Raw genomic sequence first — 25,902 nt, 5'->3', positions numbered from 1 at the left:
TTATTAGGCAAAATAAAACTGCTCTTTATTTTAACACTGTTTCTACATCTTCCCCACTAACTCAGTCAAACTACCGTCTTTTTTCATCTTGATAAGCAAGTAAAGCACGGCTAACAAGAGAATGAGCGAGCTGAAAACAGAGGCTTCAGCGCCGAAAGCTCCACCAGTCAACCAGCTCCATTCTGACTTTGGAATAAAGTTCAGGACTGCCGCGTCAACGCCAGTACCACTAACGCTGAAACCATAGATATTTCCTTGGGTAAAGTTCCAAGCAGTATGAAGTCCTATAATCCCCCAGACATTGTCCGTCCGGAGCAGATAGAGACTTGCAAAGAGCCCAAATAAGGCAATGTTAAGAATGGAAAGAATACCAATATCTGGATTGCCTAGGTGCAAGAGGGCAAAGAGCAGGCTTGAAGTCAGCAAACCGATGGGCAAGTTGGTCTTTTTGACTGAAACTGGCAGAAGCCAAGCCCTTGTCACTAGCTCTTCTGCCCCGCCCTGAATCATCCAAAGCGGAAGCAAAATCAAGATATAGAGGAAAGGTTCCAGCGTCAGCTGTCCCCATTCGAAAGAGACAGCTCCGCTCAACAGCATAAGCAGAGCGACTAGACTAAAGAGGAGAAAACCTACTGTCAATCCTTTGACTAACTCCACCAAGCTTCCTTTTTTAACAAAGCCCAGAGTCGCGAGCGGTCGTCCTTCAGCCCAGCGCACCCAGAGAAAGAGAACCAGTATCATAAAAACAAAGCTAAACAAAAGAAAAGGCAGGGCAAAATTGAAGAAGATTTCAAAGAATCCGCCTTGCCCCAAGAAACCTAGCATAAGACTTAGGAAAGCAGAAATTGGCTCCAAAGCCAAATAAGCCAACTGCTGTCCTCCTTGCACAAAAACAATCGCCAGAAAAAGAGACAAAATATAAGGAGGGACAAAGCGAGCTTGATTGACTCCGTCCAAGATACGTGATTTTTTCATAAGAACCTCATTCTAATCTTGCTTTCATTCATTTCCAGTATAGCAGACTTTGCTCTAAGAACAAAGAAAAGTTACAGTTCTTCTTACAAAAAACACAGAGTTTATATGTCAGAAAATCTAACATAAAAACAGGAGAAATTTGCCTAATCAGTGTTTTTTTGCTATAATGCTAGAATGCTAAAAAGGAGGAAGAAAATGAAGAAAAAATTTTTAGCAATCTTGCTAACATTATTTCCATTTTTTGCGTTAGGGGCGACAGCCCAGGCAGATACGATCAAAATCGTATCCGATACTGCTTACGCACCATTTGAATTTAAAGATTCTGATCAGACTTACAAGGGGATTGACGTTGATATCATCAACAAGGTCGCAGAAATCAAAGGCTGGGACATTGACATGAGTTTCCCTGGCTTCGATGCAGCTGTCAATGCGGTCCAAGCCGGCCAGGCGGATGCCATCATGGCTGGTATGACCAAGACAAGCGAGCGTGAAAAAGTCTTTACCATGTCTGATACTTACTACGACACTAAGGTCGTTATCGCGACGACTAAGGCAAACACCATCAGCAAATACGAACAGCTGAAAGGAAAGAAAGTCGGTGTAAAAACAGGAACGGCTGCCCAACGTTTCCTTGAGAAGAACAAGGATAAGTACGGCTACACTCTCAAAACCTTTGACACGGGTGACTTGATGTATAATAGCCTTTCTGCTGGTGATGTCGATGCAGTGATGGATGATCAGCCGGTCATTGAGTACGCCATCAATCAAGGCCAAAACCTGAAAATTTCTATGAAGGGTGAGGCTGTTGGAAGCTTTGCTTTCGGTGTCAAAAAAGGTAGCAAGCATGAGCACTTAGTTACTGAGTTTAACGAAGCTCTGGCGCAGATGAAGGAAGATGGAAGTCTGGATGAAATCATTAATAAATGGACGGCTTCTAAAGGCAGCTCTGACTCCGCCGTACCAGAGACTTCTACTCCCGCCGGTCAAAAAGCTACTCCGAAAAAAGACAAATACATTATTGCCAGCGACTCATCTTTTGCTCCTTTTGTCTTCCAAGATGACAGCAACCAATACACTGGGATTGACATGGAGCTGATTAAGGCTATTGCCAAAGACCAAGGCTTTACCGTGGAAGTAACCAATCCTGGCTTTGATGCAGCTATCAATAGCGTTCAGACCGGTCAGGCTGACGGAATTATCGCCGGTATGTCTGTCACAGATGCCCGCAAGAAAACTTTTGACTATTCTGACCCTTACTATACAGCCAACTCTATCTTGGCAGTCAAGGACAGCAGTAATATCAAGTCCTACGACGAACTCAAGGGCAAGACAGTCGGTGTCAAAACTGGTACCGCTTCTCAAACGTTCCTTGAGGAAAACAAGAGCAAGTACGGCTACTCTATTAAAACATTCTCAGATGCAGCTTCCATGTATGACAGCCTCAATACTGGCTCTGTCGCAGCTGTGATGGATGATGAGCCCGTTGTCAAATACGCTATCAAACAAGGCAAGAAGCTTAAAACACCTATTGAAGGTACACCAAGCGGCAAAGTCGCTTTCGCAGTAAAAAAAGGCAGCAATCCTGAGCTGATTGAGATGTTTAACAATGGGCTGGCCAACCTCAAAGAAAGTGGCAAATACCAAGAGATTTTAGACAAGTATCTGGCTAGCGAAGAAAAGGAATCCACTGTAGATGAGTCCACTATTTGGGGCTTGCTGCAAAACAACTACCAAGAACTTCTTAAAGGTCTGGGAGTGACAATTGCTTTGGCCCTGATTTCATTTGCGATTGCTATGGTCATCGGGATTATCTTTGGTATGTTCAGCGTCAGCCCTTATAAACCGCTACGCTGGATTGCAGAAATCTTTGTCGATGTCATTCGTGGTATTCCGCTGATGATTGTGGCAGCCTTTATCTTCTGGGGGATTCCTAACCTAATCGAATCCATGACTGGACAACAAAGTCCAATCAACGCTTTCGTTGCAGGAACCATTGCCCTCTCTCTCAATGCCGGCGCCTATATCGCTGAAATTGTCCGTGGAGGTATCCAGGCAGTTCCAGTTGGACAGATGGAAGCCAGCCGCAGCTTGGGGATTTCCTACTCCAAGACCATGCGCAAGATTATCCTGCCACAGGCAACCAAGATTATGCTACCAAACTTTGTTAATCAGTTTGTCATTGCGCTCAAGGATACAACGATTGTCTCAGCTATTGGACTGGCCGAGCTCTTCAAAACGGGTAAGGACATCATCGCTCGCAACTATCAGAGTTTCCGGATGTATGCGATCCTAGCCGTGCTCTATCTCATCATTATCACGCTCTTGACCCGCTTGGCAAAACGCTTAGAAAAGAGGATTAAGTAATGGCAAAATTAAAAATCGATGTGAACGATCTTCATAAATACTACGGGGAAAACGAAGTCCTAAAGGGGATTACTGCTAAATTCTACGAGGGCGATGTGGTCTGCATCATCGGCCCTTCCGGTTCTGGTAAGTCAACCTTCCTGCGCAGTCTCAACCTGCTAGAGGAAGTGACCAGCGGAACCATCACGGTTGATGGCTTTGATCTGACAGACAAGAAGACTGACGTGGATCTGGTCCGTGAAAATATCGGTATGGTCTTCCAGCACTTCAACCTTTTCCCGCACATGACCGTTCTGGAAAATATCACCTTTGCTCCTGTTGAGCACAAGCGCTTGACCCAAGCCGAAGCAGAAAAGATAGGGATGGAACTCTTAGAAAAGGTCGGCTTGGCTGATAAGGCTGATGCCAGTCCTGATAGTCTATCCGGCGGTCAAAAGCAGCGGGTGGCAATTGCTCGAGGTCTGGCTATGAATCCAGACATCATGCTCTTTGATGAGCCTACTTCTGCCCTTGACCCAGAAATGGTCGGCGACGTTCTCAACGTTATGAAGGATCTGGCCCAGCAAGGTATGACCATGCTGATTGTGACCCATGAGATGGGCTTTGCCCGTCAGGTAGCCAACCGCGTTATCTTTACCGCTGATGGGGAATTCCTAGAAGACGGAAAGCCTGACCAAATCTTCGACAATCCGCAGCATCCACGTCTTAAAGACTTCTTGGACAAGGTACTGAATGTATAAAACCAAATGAAGAGCCAGCTTATAAGCCGGCTCTTTTCTTGTTTCATAATTTTTAAACTACATCACCCACCATTGGTAAAGCGACCAGTAGAGGATATTAGCTACGATAGCGAGTGCAGATAGACTGGTCAGAACCGTCAAGAAGAGGCGGCCTTTCCCGAGACCTTTTCGAGCCTTGCTAAAGAGCGGATAAACCGCACATCCTGCTAAGAACAATCCCAAACCTGCAAAAGCCATATAACGCCACTGAGCGATGATACTGAGATCCGTAGTGCTTGAGCTAAGCAGGAGCAAGAGTAAATTTCCAGCTGAGACCACTACTCCTGCAGCTGTCAAGATGTGCCACCATTTCCAAGCTCGATTTTGCTTGCTTTTCACCTCGCCAAAGACCAGTCGATAGAGGACTAGCACAAGCCGCACAAGTAGATTACCCAAAGCATAAACGACACTAAGAGCTGCCAAAGCAATCAACCCAAACTTAGTCCAGATTTCCCAGTCAGGGACTTTCTCGAAATCACTGACCGGAGTAGCGATTCGCGTTTTGCCATTTCCACTTTTATAAATAGTCCAAAACGAACGATCCATTCGCTCCGAGGACGGCTTCTTCATATGAAGCATATTACCTGGAAAGAGCTGATACAAAGAGAGCGGACCTTGGTTGAAATTCCGAAGAATTTGATAATAGCCAGGTTCGAACTTTTTCTGAGTCTCTGCACTGGCTGTCGGACGTTTTCCGAAAATCAATTCTGGCATGCCATCATTATAAATTTCTTCCACACCTTGATTGGTCATGATCACCTGACCGATACCATACTTCAGATCCAGCAGGAGATAGCTGGAAAAACCATTTGTATTCCCTCCGTGCCCTAGCACTGTAACGGCAAATTCACTGGCCCAGAAGCCATGAGCATTACGAACGATGTCTGTATCAGGATAGGTTGCCGTCGTCGAATAGAGAGTCGTCCAAGTTTCCGACCGAGTAAAGAGACTTTTACGACTTAGCAGAGCCTGAGCAAATTTTTGAAAATCACTCAATGTTCCTGTTGCCCGACCAACAGGATACAGACCGACTTCATAAAGTGCATCGCCTAACAGACTGCCATCTGTCGCATATCCTTTTACTTCCTTGCGCTTGGCTTGGACATAAGCATTGTCAGACAAGTCTTGAGCTATAGCCGTTCTCTCCATGCCCAGAGGCTGGAAGATATGCTCGTGGGTATAATCAACAAAAGATTGCCCAGAAATTCGCTCCACAATATAGGCTGCTAACCCCGTACTGTAGTTGGAATAAGCTGTCGTTGTTCCCGGTTCAAAGGACTGAGCCGGCTGATATTGGAGCAGCAAATCCTCTAAACTCTTGCCCCCTTGCATATAGAGAGGGGCTTCATCAAATCCAGACTGATGGTTCATCAGATCTAGCATAGTAATGGGCTTGTCATAGCGGAGATTTCTAAGAAAGCCTTCTGGCAGATAGGTGCGAATATCTTCTTCTAAGTCAATCTTACCTTGCTCCCAGAGCTGCATAACAGAGACCCAGACGGTCAGCTTAGTCACGGATCCCCATTCAAAGACACTGTCATCATCGGCTTTGATTCCCTTTTCCTTATCCATGTATCCAAAGTTGCCTTGATAAATGGTACCGTCCTTGTCAAAGACTGCCGTCGCCATGCCGGCTGTTGTCTTTTCGTGCTCTTTGACATAGTCTTGAATCTTCTGGCCAATTTTGTCTCGGTCTGTACCAGACGGCAACTTCTGCTCCTCAGCCAATGCAGTGGCTGGGCAAAAAAGTCCCAATGTTAAAATAGCTAGAAGTGTGAGGACAACTGATTTTTTCATGAGATACTCCTTTGCAGAATTACACAGACAAAGCCCGCCTTCCCAAAGGAAGGCAAGCAACTTATCACATCACCCAAAACTGATAAAGTGACCAGTAGAGAATATTCGCGACAATAGCCAACGCAGATAGACTAGTCAGAACTGTCAGGAAGAGCCGACCTTTTCCGAGGCCTTTTCGCACTTTGCTAAAGAGCGGATAAACCGCACATCCTGCTAAGAATAGGCCCAGACCTGCAAAGACCATATAGCGCCAAGATTGAACAATTGAGTAGTCCTGATTCATGGCAGCCAGTAAAAGCAGAATGAGATTGCCAGCAAACAGCAGCATTCCTAGAGAAGTCAGGAAATTCCAGACTTTCCAAGAGCGAGGAGCCGAACTTTTAGCTTTACGTAGGATGAGACGGAAACTGCCAATCAGAAAACTGATCAAGACATTTCCCAGAGCAAACACGAGTGCCAGACCTCCGAGAAACACGACTAGATAATGTCTAAAGAGAACTGAATCGGAAATCCTTTCTGCATTAAGGACACCGAATTCGAGGCGGTCAGCACCTTGGCTTCGGTCAATAGTCCAGAAAGTGCTCAGCAGATCCGGCTGATCTGAGACTTTGTTGATCTTTTGGATAGCGCCGGGCATCATGAGCATGAAGGACAGTGGCCCCCTATTATAGCTTCTCAGATAGTGGTAAGAGCCAGGCTTGAATTGCTTTTTAGTAGCTTCGCTGACAGTCTGCATCTTGCCAAATGTCAGCTCCGGCATTTGAACATTGTAAACTTGTTCATACAGTTGATTGGTTAAGATGACTTGGCCGATGCCATTTTTCAGATCCAAGTAGAGATAGCTAGAAAAGCCATCAGCATTACCACTGTGTCCCAGTAAGGTAACACCGTAGTGACTGGCCCAAAAGCCATGAGCATTACGAACAATATCCGTACCAGGGTGGGTAGAGGTTGTTGAGTAAAGCTCGGTCCAAGTTTCTGGACGATGAAAGAGCGTCTTACGTTCCAGCAAGGCCTGGGCGAATTTCTGCAGGTCTCCTAGAGTCCCCACAGCCCCTCCGACTGGGTACATCCAGAGCTTAAATGGTGTATCACCCAAGAGCTTACCTTGGTCATCATAGCCCTTGTCCTCCTTGCGCTTTTCCTGTACATAAGCGTTGTCCGATAAGTCAGGCAAGATAGCAATCCGATCCATGTCCAGCGGCTCAAAAACATGCTCATGGACATAGTCTGCATACTTCTGCCCAGATATCCGCTCCACGATATAAGAAGCCAAAGCCGTGCTGAAGTTAGAGTATGATGTCGTCGTACCCGGCTCAAAGGACTGAATAGGCTGGTAATCACGGAACTGCTCTTCCAAGTCGCTCTTGTCTCCCTTTTTATAGAGTGGCATTTCATCAAAGCCAGCCTGATGATTCATCAGATCCAGCATGGTGATAGGCTTATCGTAGCGAAGATTGCGGAGAAAGCCTTCTGGCAGATAAGTTTTGATGTCTGCTTCTAGGTCGATTTTGCCCTCTTCCCAGAGCTGCATGACCGATACCCAGACCGTCAGTTTAGTGATTGAAGCCCATTCAAAAACACTGTCATCGTCAACTTTGACTTTGTTTTCCTTATCCACATAGCCAAAATTTCCCTTGTAGATGGTTCCGTTTTTATCAAAGATTGCCGTCGCCATGCCGGCTGTTGTCTTTTCATGTTCCTTGACAAAACTTTCGATTTTCTGACCGATTTTGTCTCGGTCCGTACCAGACGGAAGCTTATGCGAGTCAGCTAAAGCAGCTGTCGGCCGGAAGATTCCTAGCGTCAAAATGGTTAAAAGAATGATTAGAATAGATTTTTTCATAGCATTTCCTTTCTGTTCAACTCAAATATTCACAGAAGCTAAGTTCAGATAATTTGTGCAGTCTCCTTTCAATTTTAGAATCAGCTTATTCTTATTTTTTAATCATGCGTTTTTCTCTTCCTTATCCGCCCGATACCAGAGATAAATACTGTAAAGGGTCAGAATGCCCAAGCCGCCAAGGTAAAAGAGGGAGTTGACCTGAGAAAAATCAAACTTATCAGCTAGGTTGATGCCGACAAAGGTTTCTATCAGAATGTCTAGCAAGGCGTGGAAAATCATACAGGCAAGGACAGATTTCGTCTTCTTATGCAGTGCAGCAAACCAGATGGACTGGACTATAGTTACAATGATATAGACTAGAAAGGGATTCTGACTACGATCATAAAAGCGGTCATAAAACCAGAGAGGAATATGCCAGCAAGCCCAAGCTAGTCCAGTTATCAAGGAAGCGATAAGCATAGAGAACTTCTTTTCCAAAGCCGGCTGCAGAAAGCCTCGCCAGCCAGGCTCTTCCATGCCGCCAGCCAAGGTCATAAGGTAAATAAAGGATCCAATAAATGAAAGCAGAGCCCCGTCTACCAGCTTTCCTCCGGAAGCTAATGCAAAAGTCACAGCCAGACCTCCACTGAAGAGGAGGAGATAGAGCCAAGTCCCTTTCTTGCTTGAGAAGATAAAGGAACAGATGGCTTTGAAGCCTTTTATTTTCAGCACTATTAGGCTTGCTATCATCGGTCCGAACATACTGAGACTCGTTAGGAGGCCTTCCAGAGCCAGATAAAGTACGGGGGGATTTTCCGGCCAGAGATTTTTGAGAATGATCGCTAGCAACATAAATCCCCAAGTCCATCCGAAGTTCCAGACTAGGAAAGGCCAGACTAGTTTTGGTTGTGGTTTGCTTCTTGTTTTATTAGTCATAGAATTTTCTCCTTTAAATGGTTTGATTTTTGTACTCTGATAAGGTCATTGATTTTTTGCTTCATTTAGCTGTACTCAATACAAAAGACAGCATTTGCACTTCAGCTCCTGTTGAAAAATCACTAACTTTAAAATTGTAAAAAGAATTAATCAAACGATTTACCTCATGAGATATTCCTTCACAAGATTGTCCATTCCCCCAGAAAAGACAAGAAAATAATCACAATGCCCACCACTGATACAGTGACCAGTAGAGGATATTAACCACGATTGCCAACGCAGATAGACTAGTCAAGGCAGTCAGGTAGAGTCGGCTCTTGATCAGTCCTTTTCTTGCCTTGGTCAGAAGCGGGAAGACTGCACAGCCAGCCAGAATCAATCCCAGGCCGGCAAAGACAATGTAGCGCCAGCTAGCTAAAAAGCTCAGATCGTCGGTAGCAAATGTGTTAAAGAGGAGGAGGAAGTTTATAGCCACACCTACTCCAGCTAAAGAAGTTAGGTAAGTCCAGATACGAAGAGATTTTGGTGTTTTAGATTGACCTTTTTTGAATGCAAAGCGGAAGAGATCCAGTCCGCCCCGTGCCAAAAAGAGAATGATACTGAAAACAAATCCGACTGCTGCTGAAATAAGCAGTGCCCAGTCTGTAAAGAACTCGCTATCCTTGACTCTGAAGTTATCGCCATAGGAAGCTGTTACCTTAGTCTCGTCTCCACTACCGCTGACTACAGAAAAATTCTGGGTCAAAAGCGGATTGTCCTTAGATTTCTCGACAAACTGAGTGTAAAGCAAGGTTCTGGAGATAGACATAGGACCACTGGCAAAGTAGCGAGCAGATCGGTAATTACCAGACTGGAATTTGTCAAAGGTGGCTGAGTCCGTCTTTTTCTTAGGTCCAAAAACCAAGGCTGGCATTTCATAGTTATAAACCAACTCATGATCTTGATTCGTCATAATGGTCATACCTATACCATTTTTCAAGTCCAGCAGAATATAAGATGAGTAGCCAGTTGAGTTTCCTCCATGGCCAACAAGCGTCGTGCCGTACTCCCGTGTCCAAAAACCGTGCATATTGAGCGGCATATCCGTTCCTGGATAATTCGATGTTGCCGTGTAAAGGGTTGTCCAAGTCTCAGCGTGCTTGAAAAGCTTTTCTTTCTTCAAAAGCGCTTGGGCAAACTTCTGGAAGTCAGCCAGAGTAGAGACGGCATTCCCTGCCGGGTAAAGTCCTAAATGAAAATAGCTAGTTCCCATAGATGTCCCGTCCGCCCGATAAGAGATTTGCTCCATCCGCTTCTGGTAAATCTTTGGATTTTCTTTAAAGTCGGCTGATAGAGCAGTGTCTTTCATTCCTAGTGGTTGAAAGATATGTTCATGGACATAGGCTGAGAAGTCCTGACCAGATATTCGCTCGACGATGTAGGCTGCCAGACTAGCAGAAAAGTTTGAGTAGGCTGTCATGGTGCCTGGCTCGTAGGACTGTTCTGGCTGATTAACTGCCAGAATCTCCTCAATAGACAAGCCCTTATCTTCCTTGTAGGCATGGGTAGACTCGCCAAAGCCGGCCTGATGGTTCATGAGGTCTGTCATAGTAACGGGCTTGTCGTAGCGCAAAGTCTTCATAAATCCCTCTGGCAGATAGGTGCGAATGTCTTCGTCAAGGTCAATCTTGCCCTCTTCCCAGAGCTGCATAACGGAGACCCAGATAGCTAGTTTCCCGACTGACCCCCATTCAAAGACGCTGTTGTCGTCGGCTTTAATGCCTTTTTCCTTGTTCATATAGCCAAAGTTTCCTTTGTAGATGGTGCCATCCTTATCAAAGACCGTCGTCGCCAAACCAGCTGTTGTTTTTTCATGTTCCTTGACAAAGTCTTGGATTTTCTGACCAATTTGGCCGCGCTCCGTACCAGACGGCAGCTTCTGCTCCTCAGCCAAGGCTGTAATTGGCCGGAAGATTCCTAGCGTCAAAATGGTTAAAAGAATGATTAGAATAGATTTTTTCATGAGAGACTCCTTTGTGCAATGGAGAGGCGCTTATTAAAGGCCCCACCACTGATAAAGTGACCAGTAGAGGATATTGGCAACTATGATCAGCGCAGATAGACTAGTCAAGACAGTCAGGAAAAGGCGGCTCTTGCTCAATCCTTTTCTTGACTTGGTCAGAAGCGGGAAGACCGCACAGCCGGCCAGTATCAATCCCAGACCGGCAAAGACCATGTAGCGCCAGCTAGAAAGGTAGCTAGGGTCACTTGCTCCTAAAGCTAAGAAAAGGAAATAGAAATTGACAGCAACTCCCACTGCTGCTAGAGAAGTCAGATATGTCCAGATATGAAGTTCTTTAGGTGTTTTAGACTGATTCTTTTTGAATACCAATCGGAAAAGATCGAGACCGCCTCGCACTAAAAGCTGAAGAAAAGCATAGATAACTCCTACTACCATGGAAATCAATACAGCCCAATCTCTCATCACGTCTATATCTTTTACTTTGAAAGTATCGCCATAGGCATATGTTACTTTTGCTGTTCCATTTTGCTCACTGACTACTACAAAATCACCGTTCAAAAATTTATTATCAGCTGAATTTGTAACATAACTGGTACGTGGGAATATTCTAGTGAAAGACAGGGGGCCTGTTTCATAATATCTTGCTGATCGGTAATTTCCCGCTGGAAATTTGTCGAAAGTTTCCTGCGGAGTCTTTTTCTTAGCTCCAAAGACAAGAGCTGGCATATCGTAATTATAGACCTCTTCATGCCCTTGATTAGTCATAATGGTCATACCAATACCATTTTTCAAATCTAACAAGATATAAGAAGAAAAACCATAGGAATTACCACCATGACCGACAACCGTCGTGCCATATTCTTGGGTCCAGAAGCCGTGCATATTGAGCGGCATATCTGTTCCCGGATAGGTAGAGCTAGCAGTGAAAAGCTTCTCCCAAGTTTCTGACTTTTTGAAAAGCTTCTCCTTCTTCAAAAGTGCTTGGGCAAATCTCTGAAAATCACCCATGGTACTCGCTGTAAGACCGACAGGGTAAAGACCGATATTCATGTAATTCACACCTAGAGATTTACCATTGATATCATAAGTCATCTCTTCCTTCCGTTTCTCAAGGACGTAATCATTATCTATATAGCCAGTTAAAAGAGATGTTTTGTTCATACCTAATGGTTGTAAGATATGCTTGCGGGCATAGTCCGCAAAGCTCTGACCGGAGATTCGCTCAACGATATAGGCTGCCAGTCCCGTACTGAAGTTAGAGTATCCAGTCATAGTGCCTGGTTCATAGATTTGAGCTGGCTGATTGATCGCAAGGATTTGTTCAATATTCTGCCCTTTATTTTCTAGATAAGCGTGAGAAGAGTCCTCAAAGCCTGCTTGATGGTTCATTAGATCCAACATAGTAATGGGCTTGTCATAACGGAGGGTCTTGAGAAATCCCTCAGGCAGGTAATTGCGAATATCTTCTTCAAGATTAACCTTGCCCTCTTCCCAGAGCTGCATGACAGAGACCCAGATAGTTAGTTTCCCTACTGACCCCCATTCAAAGACACTGCTGTCGTCGGCTTTAATGCCTTTTTCCTTGTTCATATAGCCAAAACTACCTTGGTAAATAGTCCCGTCCTTGTCAAAAACGGTTGTTGCCATACCGGCCGTTGTCTTTTCATGTTCCTTGACAAAGTCTTGGATTTTCTGACCGATTTGGCTGCGCTCCGTGCCAGAAGGGAGCTTCTGCTCCTCAGCCAAGGCGGTAACCGGCCGAAAGAGCCCTAGAGTTATAATCGTTAGAAGAGTTAGAATAAATGATTTTTTCATTATATTTCCTTTCTATTTAGCTTCAACAATCGCATAGGCGATACTTCTGTATACCATTCGGATAAAAATTCTTAACATAGCTTTCTCCTTTCTTAATCAATGATTTGCATCATCTAGTCAAAGGTCGCTGCTTCTACAGCCACCATCGTCGCTTCATCTTTCTTGACATGATCCTGAATTTTTTGGGCAATCTCAATGGCCGCCGTGTTAGACTTCAAAGATTGCTCCATTGTCTTAGCTTGAGGCGTTTTTACTAGTCCTAAGCTTAGGACTGTCAAAAGCCATAGAAATAAAGTTTTTGGCATGGTTTCTTACTCCTTAGATACAATTTAAAATGACGACCGGAATCTATCACATTCCAGCTCTTCTTATCTTTTACAAATTTTAGGCCTATTTGTATAATCATTTTATATATATAATTTTTATATACAAGACGATTATATATAATTTCCCGGTATATGTCAAATTTTTATATAATTAAAAAATTATATATCAAAATCAGCTTAAAAGCCTTGAAATCAATATTCTTAGAGAGTTTATAAAAATTTGCTCCAAAAATCTTTTAAAAATTTTTATTTATTTGAAAGCGCTTGACGAATCTGCTATCTTTTGCTAGACTTAAGACAGAATTATTTCGGAGGTACACGGAGACATGAAAAATTAAGTCTATTTTTTAAAGGAAACTTTATTTAGTAGATTTTGTCATGTTTCTGCATATCCGCGGGATGTTCGTTTTTGGTGCTTTCTAGCTTTTATTTGCTTATCTTTAGATTAATCCTGTCGCTCCTATGACAGTGTAAGCTGGAAGCCTATAGACGAATAATCCTACTTAGACACTCCTGTGTCTGCTTTGTGCAACTAAAAACAGCTCTGCTAAATAAAGCAGGGCTGTATTTTGTGTTATAAAACGAAGGAGACATCTATGCTTCAAATAAGAAATCTAACCATTACCCATCTAAAAGACCTGAAGGAGTTAGTCAAAGATTTGTCACTGACCGTCAATCAAGGAGACAAGGTCGCTATTATCGGTGAGGAGGGCAATGGCAAGTCCACCCTGCTCAAGCTCTTGCTAGACGAGCGACTGGTCAGCTCCTATGTCAGCTACAGCGGACAGATTGATAAGTCCTATACTGCTGCTGTCTACTTACCCCAGCAGCTTCCTTCAGAGGATGCCCAACTAACGCTCAATGATTATTTCTTTGCTGATTTTGAGACAGAGCTGGACTATGCCAAGCTCTACCGCTATGCTGGAGAGCTCAACTTTGACAGCCAGCGTTTTGCCAGTCAGCAGCAGCTCTCTAGCCTATCTGGAGGAGAAAAGCTTAAAGTCCAGCTTATCAAGAAACTAGCCAGCGATTGGGACATTCTCTTTCTTGATGAGCCCTCTAATGACCTTGATCTCGAAACTCTGACATGGCTGGAAAACTTTATCAGCCACAGCCAGAGAACGGTCCTTTTCGTCTCTCACGACGAGCACTTTCTCGCTCAAGCTGCGACCAAGATTGTTCATCTGGAGCGAATCAAAAAGAAACAGGAAGCCAGAACCAGCGTCAAGAGTCTGGACTATGAAAATTACCGCCATCAGCGTCAGGAAGCCTTTGAAAAACAAGGTCAATTGGCACGGAAAGAGCGGGAAGAACATGCTAAGACTATGGAAAAACACCGACGAGTCAAACAAAATGTCGAAAATGCCTTGAGAAATACCAAAAACGATGTCCAAGGACGGCTACTAGCCAAAAAAATGAAAAATGTTCTCTCACAGGGCAAGCGATTTGAAAAGGCAGCTGTTGAAATGACCGAAATCCCGACACAGGAAGATGCCATCAGCCTTCACTTCTCAGACATAGAAGCTCTGCCATTGACCAAAAGAATCCTGAAATTAGAAGGAATGAAACTGGAAACAGACGAACGACAACTGGCGGAAAACCTAACTCTGGAGGTCTGCGGTCAGGAAAAAATTGGACTGATTGGTACTAATGGCGCAGGCAAGTCTACTCTGCTTAAAGAAATATGGAAGATTCTGCGTGAGCGGACAGATATGCGGATCGGCTACATGCCCCAGCATTATGGAGACTTGCTGACTGATGAGATCAGTCCTTTGGACTTTCTGGCTCCCTCTGGCGATAAGTCCCATGAGGAGAAAATCCTGACTCATCTAGCCAGTCTCCAGTTCACGCGCGATGAGGCCCGCCACCCGATTGGGCAGCTTTCTGGAGGTCAAAAAGCCAAGCTCCTCCTGCTCAAACTAATCCTAGATCGCCCTAATTTTCTCATATTGGACGAGCCCACCCGCAACTTCTCTCCCACCTCTCAGCCTCAGGTTCGCCAGCTTTTGGCGACCTATCCTGGCGCCATTATTGCTGTCTCCCACGACCGAATTTTTCTCAAAGAAGTCTGCCAGAAGATTTATCGACTTACGGAGGAGGGATTGGAAGAAGTTGAACTATAAGCAAAAAGAGTTGGAAATTCCAACTCTTTTAGTTTCATTTAGCATCAATCTTTGAACTTTAATAAAGCTCCTCTTCTACTCCTGCGCCGTCTGCATTTGGTAATAAACACCTCTGGCTTCCATGAGCTCCTGATGATTACCATGTTCGACGATATCACCATCTACCATGACGAGAATGATGTCAGCATTTTGAATAGTGGACAGGCGGTGAGCGATGATAAAGCTAGTCCGTCCCACCATGAGCTTGCTGAAAGCCTCCTGAATCAAGACTTCTGTCCGGGTATCGATGGAGGAAGTCGCCTCGTCCAAGATTAGAATTTTAGGAACAGCAAGGAAGACACGCGCAATGGTTAAGAGCTGCCGCTGACCTTGAGAAAGTGAATCCCCAGCATCCGCCAGGTAGGTATCATACCCCTGAGGCAATTGCTGGATAAAGAAATGAGCATTGGCCGCCTTGGCAGCTGCAATGACCTCTTCTCGGCTGGCGTCTGGCCGGCCAAAAGCTATGTTGTCGTGAATAGTCGCCGTCTTAAGCCAAGTCTCCTGTAGTACCATACCGAACTGCTGACGATAAGCGGTTCTGGTGTAATGCGTTATGGGAGTACCGTCTAGCGAAATAAGACCACTGTCTACATTGTAAAAGCGCATGAGGAGATTGATCAGGGTTGACTTACCAGCACCAGTTGGCCCGACAATGGCGACCTTGCTAGCTGCCGGAATCCTTATATTCAAATCCTGAATCAGCTCTTTGCTAGGCTCATAGCCAAAAGCCACATGCTCAAAGCTAATCTGTCCTTTGACATCTTCAGAATGAAGAATTTCCTGGCCTGGCTCCGCTATTTCTTCTTGGTCCAAAACGCTGTAAATCCGCTCTGCACAAGCTAAAGCGCTCTGCAATTCCGACATGACTGACGATATATCGTTGAAAGGCTTGGTGTACTGGTTGACGTAGTTGAGGAAAGTCACCAGCTGCCCAACCGTAAAACCTGTTCCCTGAATGATTCGGACAGCCCCAAAGCCCACAATCAAAGCATAGATCAGGGCATTGATAAAACGAGTCGAAGGATTGACCGTTGATGAATAGAAAATAGCCGCCTGAGAATAGTCCGCATAAGTTTGATTACTGCGAGTAAAAGCTGTATCAAACTGCTCCTGAGCATTAAATGCCTGGATTAGACTTTCCTGGGTCAGACTTTCCTCAATCAGCTGGGTCTGCGCTCCCCTCGCCTGCGTCTGACGTTGGAAAAAGCTAAAACTCTTTCTGGCAATAAAGCGAGCCAAGAAGAGAGAAAGGGGCGTCAAAAGCAGAACCAAAAGCAAGAGGAAAAAGTCCAATCCGGCCATGCTAATGATAGTCACTAAGATTATCAGCAAACCCACAAAAAATTGATTGAAAACCATAAGTAGGCCATTGCTGAGCTGCTCCAAGTCCGTCGTCACCCGACTAACCAAGTCTCCGGTTCCCTGCCGGTCCAGATAGGCCAAAGGCAAATAGTGCACTTTCTTGATGACGCCTTGACGGAGCTGCTGGCTATAGCGATAAACCAGCTGATTATAGAGCAAGGGATTGAGCCACTGAATCAGCGTATTGGCTAAGATGACCAACAGCATCTGCCCCAAAATCGGCATCAAATGCTGCTCCGCTTGAGGAAGAAGAACGCTATCAACCGCATTCCCGATTAGAACTGGAAGAAGAACAGTCAGAGCCACTTGAGCCACCGTTCCCAGACTAGCTAGAAGAAAGAGCCAGCGCGCCTGCAGCAAATCTCGACTCAAACGCCTCAAGCTGCTAGGTGATGTCTTATGCTTCATAGTTTCCCTCCTCTCCTTGACTATGCTGTGAGTGATGAATTTCTCGGTAAATGGCGGAGCTGACTAAGAGTTCCTCATGGCGACCAAGAGCCACCTGTTCTCCCTTATCTAGGACTAAAATTTGATCCGCTGAGCGCAAGCTATTGGTCCGCTGAGAGATCAAGACCAGACTGGTCTGAGTCAATTCACTCTTAATAGCCTGCAAGAGTCTAGCCTCTGTCAAATAGTCCAGAGCTGAGGTAGCATCATCTAAAATCAAGAAAGGTGCCCTTCGCAAGACAGCTCTGGCAATGGTTAAACGCTGACGCTGACCACCAGAAAAATTACGACCAAAGGCCTCTACAGTCGCATCCAAGCCACCTTCCTTCTGAGAGACTAAGTCCGCTGCCTGAGCAATCTCTAAAGCCTGCCACAAGTCTGCGTCTGTTGGCTTGGTTGACAGTCCTAAAGCCAGATTGGAGCGAACAGTTCCTTGGAAAAGCTCCGACTTCTGAGGCACCAGACTAATCCAAGACCGCCATTCGCTCAAATTTTTAGGACTGCGTCCTTGGGAAAAGATGGTCAACTGACCAGTAGCCACAGGATAGAGATGAGCCAGCAGCTGAACCAGGGTAGACTTACCTGATCCTGTTCCGCCAATAACCCCCAAAGTCTGACCTCTTTTCAAATCAAAAGTCAGACCAGTCAAAGCAGGACTAGCTGCATTTGGATAGGAAAAGCTGACCTGCTGGGCTTTAATGGCTTGATTCGGCAGAGCTGTTTCCTGCACTAATTCCTGCAGGACATCTTCTTCTGCTTGCTCGAAGACCTGACTAATGCGACCCGCACTGATATAGCTTTGATTGAGCGAGTTGACCAGCATAGCCAGCTTGAGCAATTCCACCAAAATCTGCAATAAATAATTGACCAAGGCCACTAGCATCCCCTGGGTCAGCAATCCCTTGCCGATAAAAGCATTTCCCTGCCAAATCACAGCAATCAGGGTACCATTGACTGTAAGAAAGGTCAGAGGGCTAATCAGACTAGCCAGAGCTCCCGTCCTGATTTGCCAGGTTTTATAGAGCTCATTGCGATTGCGAAAGGTCTGAACCTCGCGCTGGGTCTGACCGAAAGCTCGAATAACCCGCATGCCCTGCAGTTGCTCACGCGTCAAATTGACTAGTTGGTCTGTCAGTTGACGAATTTTAGCATAGAGAGGATTCATCAGACGAGACATGAAAACGATAATAGCCGTTAAAATTGCCACCATGAGCAAGAACCACAAGGTAATGACCGGACTGATAGTAAAGGCCATGATGATAGAGCCGAAAACGATGATGGGCGCCCGCAGAAACAGACGAAGAAATTGATTGATTCCCGTCTGGATCTGATAGGTGTCGCTGGTCAGCCGAGTCACCAAGCTAGAAGTCGTCAGCTCATCCCGACTAGCCTTGGGCAAGCGCAGGATTTTTTGATAGAGGTCTCTTGTCATCTGACGAGTAAAGCCCACTGCCGCCTTTGACGAATAATACTGGGCTACCACTGCTACCACCACGCCCAGCGCGGCCAAGCCCATCAAAAGAAAAACCATCCAGTAGAGATGGGAGCTGTCGTGTCTAGGAATGGTCTCGTCCACAATCCCCGCAATCAGTATCGGAACTAACAGTTCAAAACTGGCCTCCAAAAGCTTGAACAAGGGCCCTAGCAAAGACTCCCTAATATAGCCCTTGAAATATTTCAATAAATCTTTCATACTGCTTACTTCTCCATTAAACTGTATTTATTTTACCATAATTTTCAAAGGCTAAAAAATATTCTCCTTCTGACCAGCAGAAAGAGAACATTAATATTAGACTTCTTGTAAGTTCTGGCTTATTTTCTTTAGACTCATATACAAAAATGGCGTTACAGCAAATAAGAAGCCGCCTAAAGCTATAAAAGTCCAGTCAAAGCCAAAGTAATCAATCAACCAGCCTGTCACAGGGAAAATGACAATCATACTCAGGCTGAACATCATAGAATAGACACTGAGCATGGTCGCCCGCACTTCACTTGGCAGCTGCTTTTGTAAATCATTGTCAAAAATCGGCTGAAAGAGTGCATACAAGGCGTTACTGATTAGATAAATCAAAATATAGATGATTGGCGTGCCAAAATAGGACAGCAGGTAGCTTGCTCCAGTTAGAAGAACCACTGAAGGAAAGAGTTTTAAGGCAGAATATTTCTTTCCAATCATACTCGCCAGATAGACCGCCAAGATATTCAAAGCACTGCCAATCAGCATGACTACCGAAATCTGCCAATCTTTTAAGTCAGGCAATTGATTTTGATAATAAAAATAAAACATACACATCAGTGTTCCAATGATTTGGGACAGAATCATCCAGATAAAAAGGCTGGGATTTCTCTGCAACTCCTCTTTGACAGCCCAGATAATCTTTTTCATGGTCAGACGTTCCGCTTTCTCTGCTTTGACACTAGGTTCTTTCAGCATCCAGGTCAAGAAAAGAACGATGATAGAGGTACCAATCATGATATAGTAGGTCAGATGCAATTGTCCATGGACAAAAAATCCAGCCCAGACCGTTCCCAAAGACCGGGTCGCTTCAGCCACCCCAGACATAAAACTGGAGATGGATAAGTAACGTTCCTTAATTCCGGCCTCCACAGATGAATCATAGACCATGGCTGCGCTTGTCCCCGAATCAAAATTATAGGACCAAGCACTAATCACCATAGCCAGTGCATAAACCCAAAAGTTCCCCTGCCCGGCCAACATGAGAACAGAAGACACAATCCCGGCTATCCGGCTCAGATACAGATTGGTCTTGTAGGAAAAGCGATCCGCCAACATCCCAGAAGGAATTTCACAGATGACACTAGTGGCATGAAAGATACTTTCCAAAAGCCCAATCTGCCAAAGGGACATGCCATTTTGACTTAGAAATAAAATCCAAAAACTAGTAATGCCTAGAAAGGCAAAAAATTCTACACCGGCCATCAGCCCGATATTTTTCCGATAACTTCTTTTAAACATATTTTCTCCTTTAACAAGTGTTTCTTCATTTTTATCCTTTATCACTTGTTAATCCGCTGTTCACATGACCTCTACCTCTTCTTTCTCTAAAATTCTATATTTGGATTATTTCATAGTTCATTGCTGAAAAAACGCCACATGGGCATTTTCATTAATTTACGGTTTAATACGGTGCAACATACGTGGGAATGGAATGGCTTCACGGATATGCTTGGTCCCTGCCACAAAGGTTACCATACGCTCGATACCGATACCGAAGCCACCATGTGGAACTGTTCCATACTTACGAAGATCCAAGTAAAATTCATATTCTGTCGTATCCATACCAAGGTCATTCATTTTAGCAACAAGGGCATCGTAGTCTTCCTCACGCATAGAGCCTCCGATGATTTCACCGTAGCCTTCTGGAGCAAGCAAGTCTGCACAGAGGACGCGATCTGGATTTCCAGGAACTGGCTTCATGTAGAAAGCCTTGATAGCTGCTGGGTAGTTCACAACAAAAGTAGGTACACCAAAATGGTTTGAAATCCATGTTTCATGAGGTGAACCGAAGTCATCACCATGTTCCAGATGCTCATAGTCAGCATCCTCATCATTTTCATGGGCTTGCAAAAGATCAATCGCTTCATCATAGCTAACACGCTTGAAAGGCTCTGCAATATAGCGTTTCAGGAGTTCTACATCACGTTCCAAGGTTTCCAAAGCTTGAGGAGCCCGGTCTAACACACCTTGGATCAAGGCTTTAACATAAGCTTCTTGCAAGTCGAGTGACTCATCATGCGTCAAGTATGAGTACTCTGCATCCATCATCCAGAACTCAGTCAAATGACGACGGGTTTTTGATTTTTCGGCACGGAATACAGGACCAAAGTCAAAGACGCGACCAAGAGCCATAGCACCTGCTTCCAGATAAAGCTGACCTGACTGACTCAAGTATGCTGGAGTTCCGAAGTAGTCAGTTTCAAAGAGCTCAGTTGAGTCTTCTGCTGCATTTCCTGACAAGATCGGGCTGTCAAACTTCATAAAGCCATTCTTGTCAAAGAATTCATAGGTAGCATAGATGATGGCATTGCGGATTTGCATCATGGCCACTTGCTTACGAGAACGCAGCCACAAGTGACGGTTGTCCATGAGGAAGTCCGTTCCATGTTCTTTTGGCGTAATTGGATAGTCATTTGACTCACCGATGATTTCGATGTCTGTGATGTCCAGCTCGTAGCCAAATTTTGAACGCTCGTCTTCCTTGACAATCCCTGTCACATAAACAGAAGTTTCTTGGCTAAGCTTTTTAATCGTATCAAACTTCGCCAATCCTTCTTCTTCGCCAAATTTCTCGATGAAGTTAGGCTTGAAGGCCACCCCTTGGAAGAAGGCTGTTCCGTCACGCAGCTGCAAGAAAGCAATCTTACCCTTACCTGACTTATTGGCAACCCAAGCACCAATGGTCACTTCTTGACCAACATAATTTTTCACATCAATAATTGTTACGATTTTCTTTGACACGTTTTTTCTCTTTTCTATTTTTTATTCTTTATGACAGACTGCCTCGACATTATTACCATCTGGATCCAAGACAAAGGCTGCATAATATGATGAAAGGTTCCCCCGATAATTTGGCGCACCGTTGTCTTTTCCCCCTGCCTTTAAACCAGCCTCATAACAAGCTTGAACCTGCTCATGGTTTTCTGCCAAAAAAGCAAAGTGAATCGGAGACTGCTCTCCCTCTCCCAACCAAAAATCTCCACCAGGATGTGGGCTGTTGGGAGCAACAAAACTGAGTAGAGAACTACTTCTAAAAGCCAATTTGTAGCCTAGAGGAGAAAGAAAACTTGTATAAAAGTCTTTTGAAATTTGTAGATTCCTGACCTTTATCCCAAAATGATCAATCATATCTGCCTCCTAGATTGGTTGCTAAATGTCACTTTATTTCAAGACAAATCTTTTAGACATCTGTTCTATATTTTACCATAAAGCGATTGCAATAGCTATCCTTGAAGAGACTAAATCTCAGAAAAATTAAAAAACCAGCCTCCTAAAGGCTGGCGGATAACTCTCTCTGAATAAGAGGACTAATTTTTCGTTCCATATAACAGTCGATCAACCATGTCATCATCATAGTTCAAGACTTTTTTCAAAGCCATCTTAAAGCGCTGATCACTGAGAATCTGACCTCCAGGACTCTGGTCAATCGTCGCATAATTCCCCTCCCCATCCTGAGTAAAGGCTACGTCTTCACAAACATCTCGCTGAGGATCTTTTGAACTGCTTGATGGACGAAAGTCCATTCTTTGCAGACGAAACGACAGTTCTTTATGAAAAGCCGCAATGTCCTTCTGACGATTGGCCACTGGCTCATGTTTGTCCAGCCAAGTCAAAACATCTTCTTTTGTAATATATATCATCTTCCCCTCCTAAACCAAATCAAAGTTCGCCCTGTAAATGACCGTATCATAGCTTGGGCTAGCTGCTGACAGAGCCGCTTGAATGATATGGAGCACGCGCTGCTGTTGACCTTCGAAAGCCGAGGGCAGAAGCATATTGGAGACATTTTTGACAATCACTCCCTTAGTGAATTCCCCTTCTTCATAAGAAAAATCCTGCTGATGAAAAATGGTCTTAGTCTTAAACTCAATCACCTGTCCTTGCAAAATTAGCTTATAAGTCTTCTTCCAGTTGGTTCTTCCACCAAAGCGATAAAGGACCAGGTAAATCCCCAAATCATGGTCTGCGACCCAATCGCCCGTCTCAAAAACTAGCTCGTCATCAATGCCAGCTTTCTTTAAAAGCTCAATCCCTTCTTCAGAAATCATCTCGTGCACGAACTTCCAACTCCCTTCTTGGGGAAGAGTTGCTGTTCCCTCAGTCTCCTTCTGAGGGCTACTACTGACTTCTTTGTGATGAACTCTTTTAGGGGTAAATTCCTCCTCCCAAGTCATCTCTTCTTCTATGTCACTGACAGCCCGCCTAGTCGGTAAAAAATCCAGACACTTTTCTAATAATCCCATATCCTATCTCCTCTTTATCTGTACTCCACATGGTTTACTTCCCTTATCTTTGTATCATAATAAGGGTTAATTTGCGACAGGGCATGTTGAATCACTGTTACAATCTTGTCCTCTCGTCCTTTTAAAACCTTGGGAATCACAAGCTGGGAGATTGTTTCTGTTGATAGACCTTTTACACTTTGATCTTCCTCATTGCGAACTGGATATCTATCGGCCCGCTCTTCTTCTAGGCGAAATTCAAGCAAGTGTCCTCCGAGCATCATGGCTAAAACCTGATATTTCCCTTCACCAATACGAAATTGCTTGACGCAGAGAAAAATTCCTCTCTTCTCATCTTCTAGTAAAAATGGCAAAGCCAGTTCTTTTTCTTCAATAGAAAAATCCTCGAGAAGCTTCTTCTCTCTTTCCCCTATTTCCTTTCTGATAAATCCCATTTTATCTCCTTTTGTACAAAATAATCTTCATCCCTATTATTACTTAAGTAAAAAGACCATGAGGAACACACTGCAAGTCAATAGAATGCAGGGCTAGACCAAATGGACTTCTTTTATTATACACCGAAACACCGTCGTCTTCAACTAAATACTCCTCAAATTTTTAAGTCGTGTGGTGATTTCTATCAGAAAGTTACTTCTACTAACTTAATCTAGCATTGATAGCTGCTATTTAATCAATAGGCGGATTATCCTTTACCTCTTCTTCCGTCTTCCAGTAAGTCATGCTGCTTTTCTTAGTATCCACCTCCATCTTTTTATTAAGTCTAATATCGACTTTATAATAGGCGCGTTTAATTAAAAACTTTTGACTGTTCTCTGCAGAACCCCAAGTTCTACAAACCATCAAAAAACTTGCAGAGCCCTGTCCGGCTATCTCCTCCTTAGTGTAAGAACCGGGGGCAGTTGGACGTTCTAAGATTCTCATATTTAAATTCAATTCTGGCTGGTAATTGTTCAAATAGCAGTCTATTCGGGCCGAGTCATTCTCATAATATTGGATACGGTAGCGATGACCTTTGGCCTGCAGACTATAGCCATTGGATTCGGAAATAGTGGTCCACCCCTGCTCTGAATCAAAGAAAACATAAGCTCCTAGCAAGACTAGGCCGCCTAGCAAGAATAAGAAAATCAAACGACGTTTCATATTGTTCTCCTTCCACTATTGTTTAAATCCTTCATCAGCTGAATTTTAAACGAAACCAGTTCACATTTATCCATGCCAAAGCTTACTAATTTTAACTAGAGTGAAAAACGCTTTCATTTATTTCTATATTATTTTACCATTTTATTTAACCCATTGCTAGTATAGTCAAAAATAAACTGAAAAGGACGAACTCTGAGTCCGTCCTTCTCTATTGTTTATAAATCATCGAAAGCAGTCTAAGATTGAGAGATCTATTTACTCTCCATAAAATGCTGCAAGCGCTGAACGGCTTCTTTGAGCGTATCCAAATCCGTCGCATAACTAAGACGGACATTTTCTGGAGCACCGAAGCCTGCTCCCGTCACCAAAGCCACGCCAACTTCTTCTAAAATTGCTGTCGTAAACTCGGTCACATCTGTATAACCTTTCATTTCCATGGCTTTCTTGACATTTGGAAAGAGATAGAAGGCCCCTTGCGGCTTGACTACTTCAAATCCTGGCACCTGAGCCAAGAGAGGATAAATAGTATTCAGACGCTCTTCAAAGGCTTGACGCATAGTCTCGACCGTTTCCTGACTGCCAGTCAGAGCTTCGATAGCTGCATATTGAGCCGCTGCTGTCGGGTTAGAAGTCGTCTGACCTGCAATCTTACTCATGGCCGCTATAATTTCCGGCTCACCAACTGCGTAGCCAATCCGCCAGCCTGTCATGGAGTAGCTCTTAGAGACACCATTGATGACCACTGTCTGCTTGCGAATATCCTCAGATAGACTGGAAATTGGTGTAAATTTATTGCCGTTATAAACCAGACGTCCATAAATGTCATCTGCCAAAATCAGAATGTCATGCTCTACAGCCCAGTTCCCAATCGCCCTTAGCTCATCCGCTGTATAAATCATACCAGTCGGATTGGACGGCGAGTTCAAAACCAAGACCTTGGTCTTATCAGTACGAGCAGCTTCTAACTGTTCCACCGTAACCTTGAAATTATTTTCTTCAGTAGCTTGGACAAAAACAGGAGTTCCCTCGGCCATCTTAATCTGGTCGCCGTAGCTGACCCAATAAGGCGTTGGAATGATAGCCTCATCACCTGGATCAAGCACACTCATAAAGAAGGTATAGAGGGAGAACTTAGCTCCGGTTGCAACCGTCACTTGATTAGGCTGGATTGTGTAGCCGTAATAGTTGGCAAAATACTCTACTACAGCTTCTTTTAGCTCTGGCAGACCGCTAGTCACCGTATAAAAGCTAGCACGCCCATCCTCAATAGCTGCTATAGCCGCATCTCGAATGTTCTTAGGCGTTGGAAAATCCGGCTCTCCCAGAGTCAGAGACAGAATATCCCGCCCCTGCGCTTTCAAAGCCTTAGCACGCGCTGCTGTTGCCAAAGTCACGCTTTCTTCCATCTTTAAGACACGATTTGATAATTTCATAGTCCCTCCTTGCTGACCAACTGTCCGCTGTCAAAACCAATCAGGTAGTAGGTGCCTCCCGACTTGACTTCCCAGATGGGCTGATCCTGAAAATAGCCCATGGTCACCTTATCAATAATTCCTGCTCCATTTTCCTTGGCAATGCTCTCAGCCTCTGTCTGACTGACGCCTTGGTCCAGTCGATAGACCCGAATCTCATTGGAAGCTTTTGCAATCAAAACAGCTTTTTCAACACCTTTACTGGTCTTACCAAGCAGACTGTAGTAGGATTCCTGCCCATTGTAGATGGCAAAAGAATCCACTTTTTCAAGATCTGCATATTCCTTGGCCAAGCGACTGCTTGCTTCCTTAGCTGACTGCCTCGGCTGAATGGACACTTGCAAAACAGCAAAAAATGAAAAGACAAGAACACTGAGAACGATAAAAATACCTATCAGGTACTGCCAAATTGGAAAACTGGCTTTATTTCTATTTTTATATTTCACTCCGTCATTATACTACAAATACTCCTATTTTTCTATCTTTTTTTGATGAGAATATTCACAAAATTCTAA

General features: G+C 44.3%; 21 protein-coding genes. 3 read left to right on the top strand and 18 right to left on the bottom strand.

The genetic code is table 11. From position 1 onward, the window contains the following. Positions 1 to 42: 42 nt before the first annotated feature. Positions 43 to 975, bottom strand: coding sequence for a CPBP family intramembrane glutamic endopeptidase (locus K1I80_RS02205; RefSeq protein ID WP_223311557.1), 933 nt, complete (start codon positions 973 to 975; stop codon positions 43 to 45). Positions 976 to 1,170: 195 nt separating this feature from the next. Here K1I80_RS02205 and K1I80_RS02200 point away from each other — a divergent pair, with 195 nt between their 5' ends. After that, complete coding sequence (locus K1I80_RS02200) at positions 1,171 to 3,339, top strand: ABC transporter substrate-binding protein/permease (protein WP_223313033.1); 2,169 nt, start codon at positions 1,171 to 1,173, stop codon at positions 3,337 to 3,339. Then, positions 3,339 to 4,079, top strand: coding sequence for an amino acid ABC transporter ATP-binding protein (locus K1I80_RS02195; protein WP_223311559.1), 741 nt, complete (start codon positions 3,339 to 3,341; stop codon positions 4,077 to 4,079). The genes K1I80_RS02200 and K1I80_RS02195 overlap by 1 nt, the downstream gene beginning before the upstream one ends. A 57-nt stretch (positions 4,080 to 4,136) precedes the next feature. On the opposite strand, the gene K1I80_RS02190 is transcribed toward K1I80_RS02195, so the two are convergent. The 6 genes from K1I80_RS02190 to K1I80_RS02165 form a co-directional block, all read right to left on the bottom strand. Beyond that, positions 4,137 to 5,915 carry a serine hydrolase domain-containing protein gene (locus K1I80_RS02190; RefSeq protein ID WP_223313034.1) on the bottom strand — a complete coding sequence of 593 codons (1,779 nt, stop codon included), beginning with the start codon at positions 5,913 to 5,915 and terminating at the stop codon, positions 4,137 to 4,139. Between the two features lie 64 nt (positions 5,916 to 5,979). Then, positions 5,980 to 7,761 (bottom strand): serine hydrolase domain-containing protein, encoded by a 1,782-nt coding sequence (locus K1I80_RS02185; protein ID WP_223313035.1) that lies wholly within the window; start codon positions 7,759 to 7,761, stop codon positions 5,980 to 5,982. Positions 7,762 to 7,863: 102 nt separating this feature from the next. After that, the gene (locus tag K1I80_RS02180; RefSeq protein WP_223313036.1) at positions 7,864 to 8,676 is read right to left on the bottom strand and encodes a CPBP family intramembrane glutamic endopeptidase; all 813 of its coding nucleotides are present in this window, start codon (positions 8,674 to 8,676) and stop codon (positions 7,864 to 7,866) included. Between the two features lie 220 nt (positions 8,677 to 8,896). Next, positions 8,897 to 10,678 (bottom strand): serine hydrolase domain-containing protein, encoded by a 1,782-nt coding sequence (locus tag K1I80_RS02175; RefSeq protein WP_223313037.1) that lies wholly within the window; start codon positions 10,676 to 10,678, stop codon positions 8,897 to 8,899. A gap of 33 nt (positions 10,679 to 10,711) precedes the next feature. After that, positions 10,712 to 12,493 carry a serine hydrolase domain-containing protein gene (locus K1I80_RS02170; RefSeq protein WP_223313038.1) on the bottom strand — a complete coding sequence of 594 codons (1,782 nt, stop codon included), beginning with the start codon at positions 12,491 to 12,493 and terminating at the stop codon, positions 10,712 to 10,714. 113 nt (positions 12,494 to 12,606) lie between these two features. Further along, positions 12,607 to 12,798, bottom strand: a complete 192-nt coding sequence (locus K1I80_RS02165; protein WP_125444915.1) for a hypothetical protein — start codon at positions 12,796 to 12,798, stop codon at positions 12,607 to 12,609. 617 nt (positions 12,799 to 13,415) lie between these two features. On the opposite strand from K1I80_RS02165, the gene K1I80_RS02160 reads away from it, so the two are divergent. Further along, entirely contained in the window at positions 13,416 to 14,942 is a 1,527-nt protein-coding gene (locus K1I80_RS02160; RefSeq protein WP_223313039.1) for an ATP-binding cassette domain-containing protein, read from the top strand. Positions 14,943 to 15,017: 75 nt separating this feature from the next. Here K1I80_RS02160 and K1I80_RS02155 read toward each other — a convergent pair whose 3' ends face one another. From K1I80_RS02155 to K1I80_RS02105, 11 genes are all read right to left on the bottom strand, one after another. Then, on the bottom strand, positions 15,018 to 16,754 hold the full coding sequence (locus tag K1I80_RS02155) for an ABC transporter ATP-binding protein (RefSeq protein ID WP_125444911.1): 1,737 nt from the start codon (positions 16,752 to 16,754) through the stop codon (positions 15,018 to 15,020). Next, entirely contained in the window at positions 16,744 to 18,486 is a 1,743-nt protein-coding gene (locus K1I80_RS02150; RefSeq protein WP_223313040.1) for an ABC transporter ATP-binding protein, read from the bottom strand. Before K1I80_RS02150 ends, K1I80_RS02155 begins: the two co-directional genes overlap by 11 nt. 96 nt (positions 18,487 to 18,582) lie before the next feature. Next, positions 18,583 to 19,770, bottom strand: a complete 1,188-nt coding sequence (locus K1I80_RS02145) for an MFS transporter (RefSeq protein WP_223313041.1) — start codon at positions 19,768 to 19,770, stop codon at positions 18,583 to 18,585. 156 nt (positions 19,771 to 19,926) lie between these two features. Next, positions 19,927 to 21,273: an asparagine--tRNA ligase gene (gene asnS, locus K1I80_RS02140; RefSeq protein WP_002909527.1), complete on the bottom strand. Its 1,347-nt coding sequence runs from the start codon at positions 21,271 to 21,273 to the stop codon at positions 19,927 to 19,929. A gap of 21 nt (positions 21,274 to 21,294) precedes the next feature. After that, on the bottom strand, positions 21,295 to 21,660 hold the full coding sequence (locus tag K1I80_RS02135) for a VOC family protein (protein ID WP_125347320.1): 366 nt from the start codon (positions 21,658 to 21,660) through the stop codon (positions 21,295 to 21,297). 179 nt (positions 21,661 to 21,839) lie between these two features. After that, the gene (locus tag K1I80_RS02130; protein WP_223313042.1) at positions 21,840 to 22,172 is read right to left on the bottom strand and encodes a hypothetical protein; all 333 of its coding nucleotides are present in this window, start codon (positions 22,170 to 22,172) and stop codon (positions 21,840 to 21,842) included. Positions 22,173 to 22,181: 9 nt separating this feature from the next. Next, a complete protein-coding gene (locus K1I80_RS02125) occupies positions 22,182 to 22,775 on the bottom strand; it encodes a hypothetical protein (protein WP_223313043.1) in 594 nt (197 codons plus the stop codon). A gap of 14 nt (positions 22,776 to 22,789) precedes the next feature. Then, on the bottom strand, positions 22,790 to 23,209 hold the full coding sequence (locus tag K1I80_RS02120) for a hypothetical protein (protein ID WP_002895228.1): 420 nt from the start codon (positions 23,207 to 23,209) through the stop codon (positions 22,790 to 22,792). Between the two features lie 232 nt (positions 23,210 to 23,441). Continuing rightward, positions 23,442 to 23,915, bottom strand: a complete 474-nt coding sequence (locus K1I80_RS02115; protein ID WP_223313044.1) for a hypothetical protein — start codon at positions 23,913 to 23,915, stop codon at positions 23,442 to 23,444. A gap of 251 nt (positions 23,916 to 24,166) precedes the next feature. After that, positions 24,167 to 25,348: a pyridoxal phosphate-dependent aminotransferase gene (locus tag K1I80_RS02110; RefSeq protein WP_223313045.1), complete on the bottom strand. Its 1,182-nt coding sequence runs from the start codon at positions 25,346 to 25,348 to the stop codon at positions 24,167 to 24,169. After that, a complete protein-coding gene (locus K1I80_RS02105; RefSeq protein WP_223313046.1) occupies positions 25,345 to 25,833 on the bottom strand; it encodes a cell wall elongation regulator TseB-like domain-containing protein in 489 nt (162 codons plus the stop codon). The genes K1I80_RS02110 and K1I80_RS02105 overlap by 4 nt, the downstream gene beginning before the upstream one ends. Between the last annotated feature and the right edge of the window lie 69 nt (positions 25,834 to 25,902).

The organism is Streptococcus sanguinis, assembly GCF_019929225.1.
GTDB lineage: Bacteria > Bacillota > Bacilli > Lactobacillales > Streptococcaceae > Streptococcus > Streptococcus sanguinis_J.
This window is presented reverse-complemented; position numbering and strand designations above follow the sequence as displayed.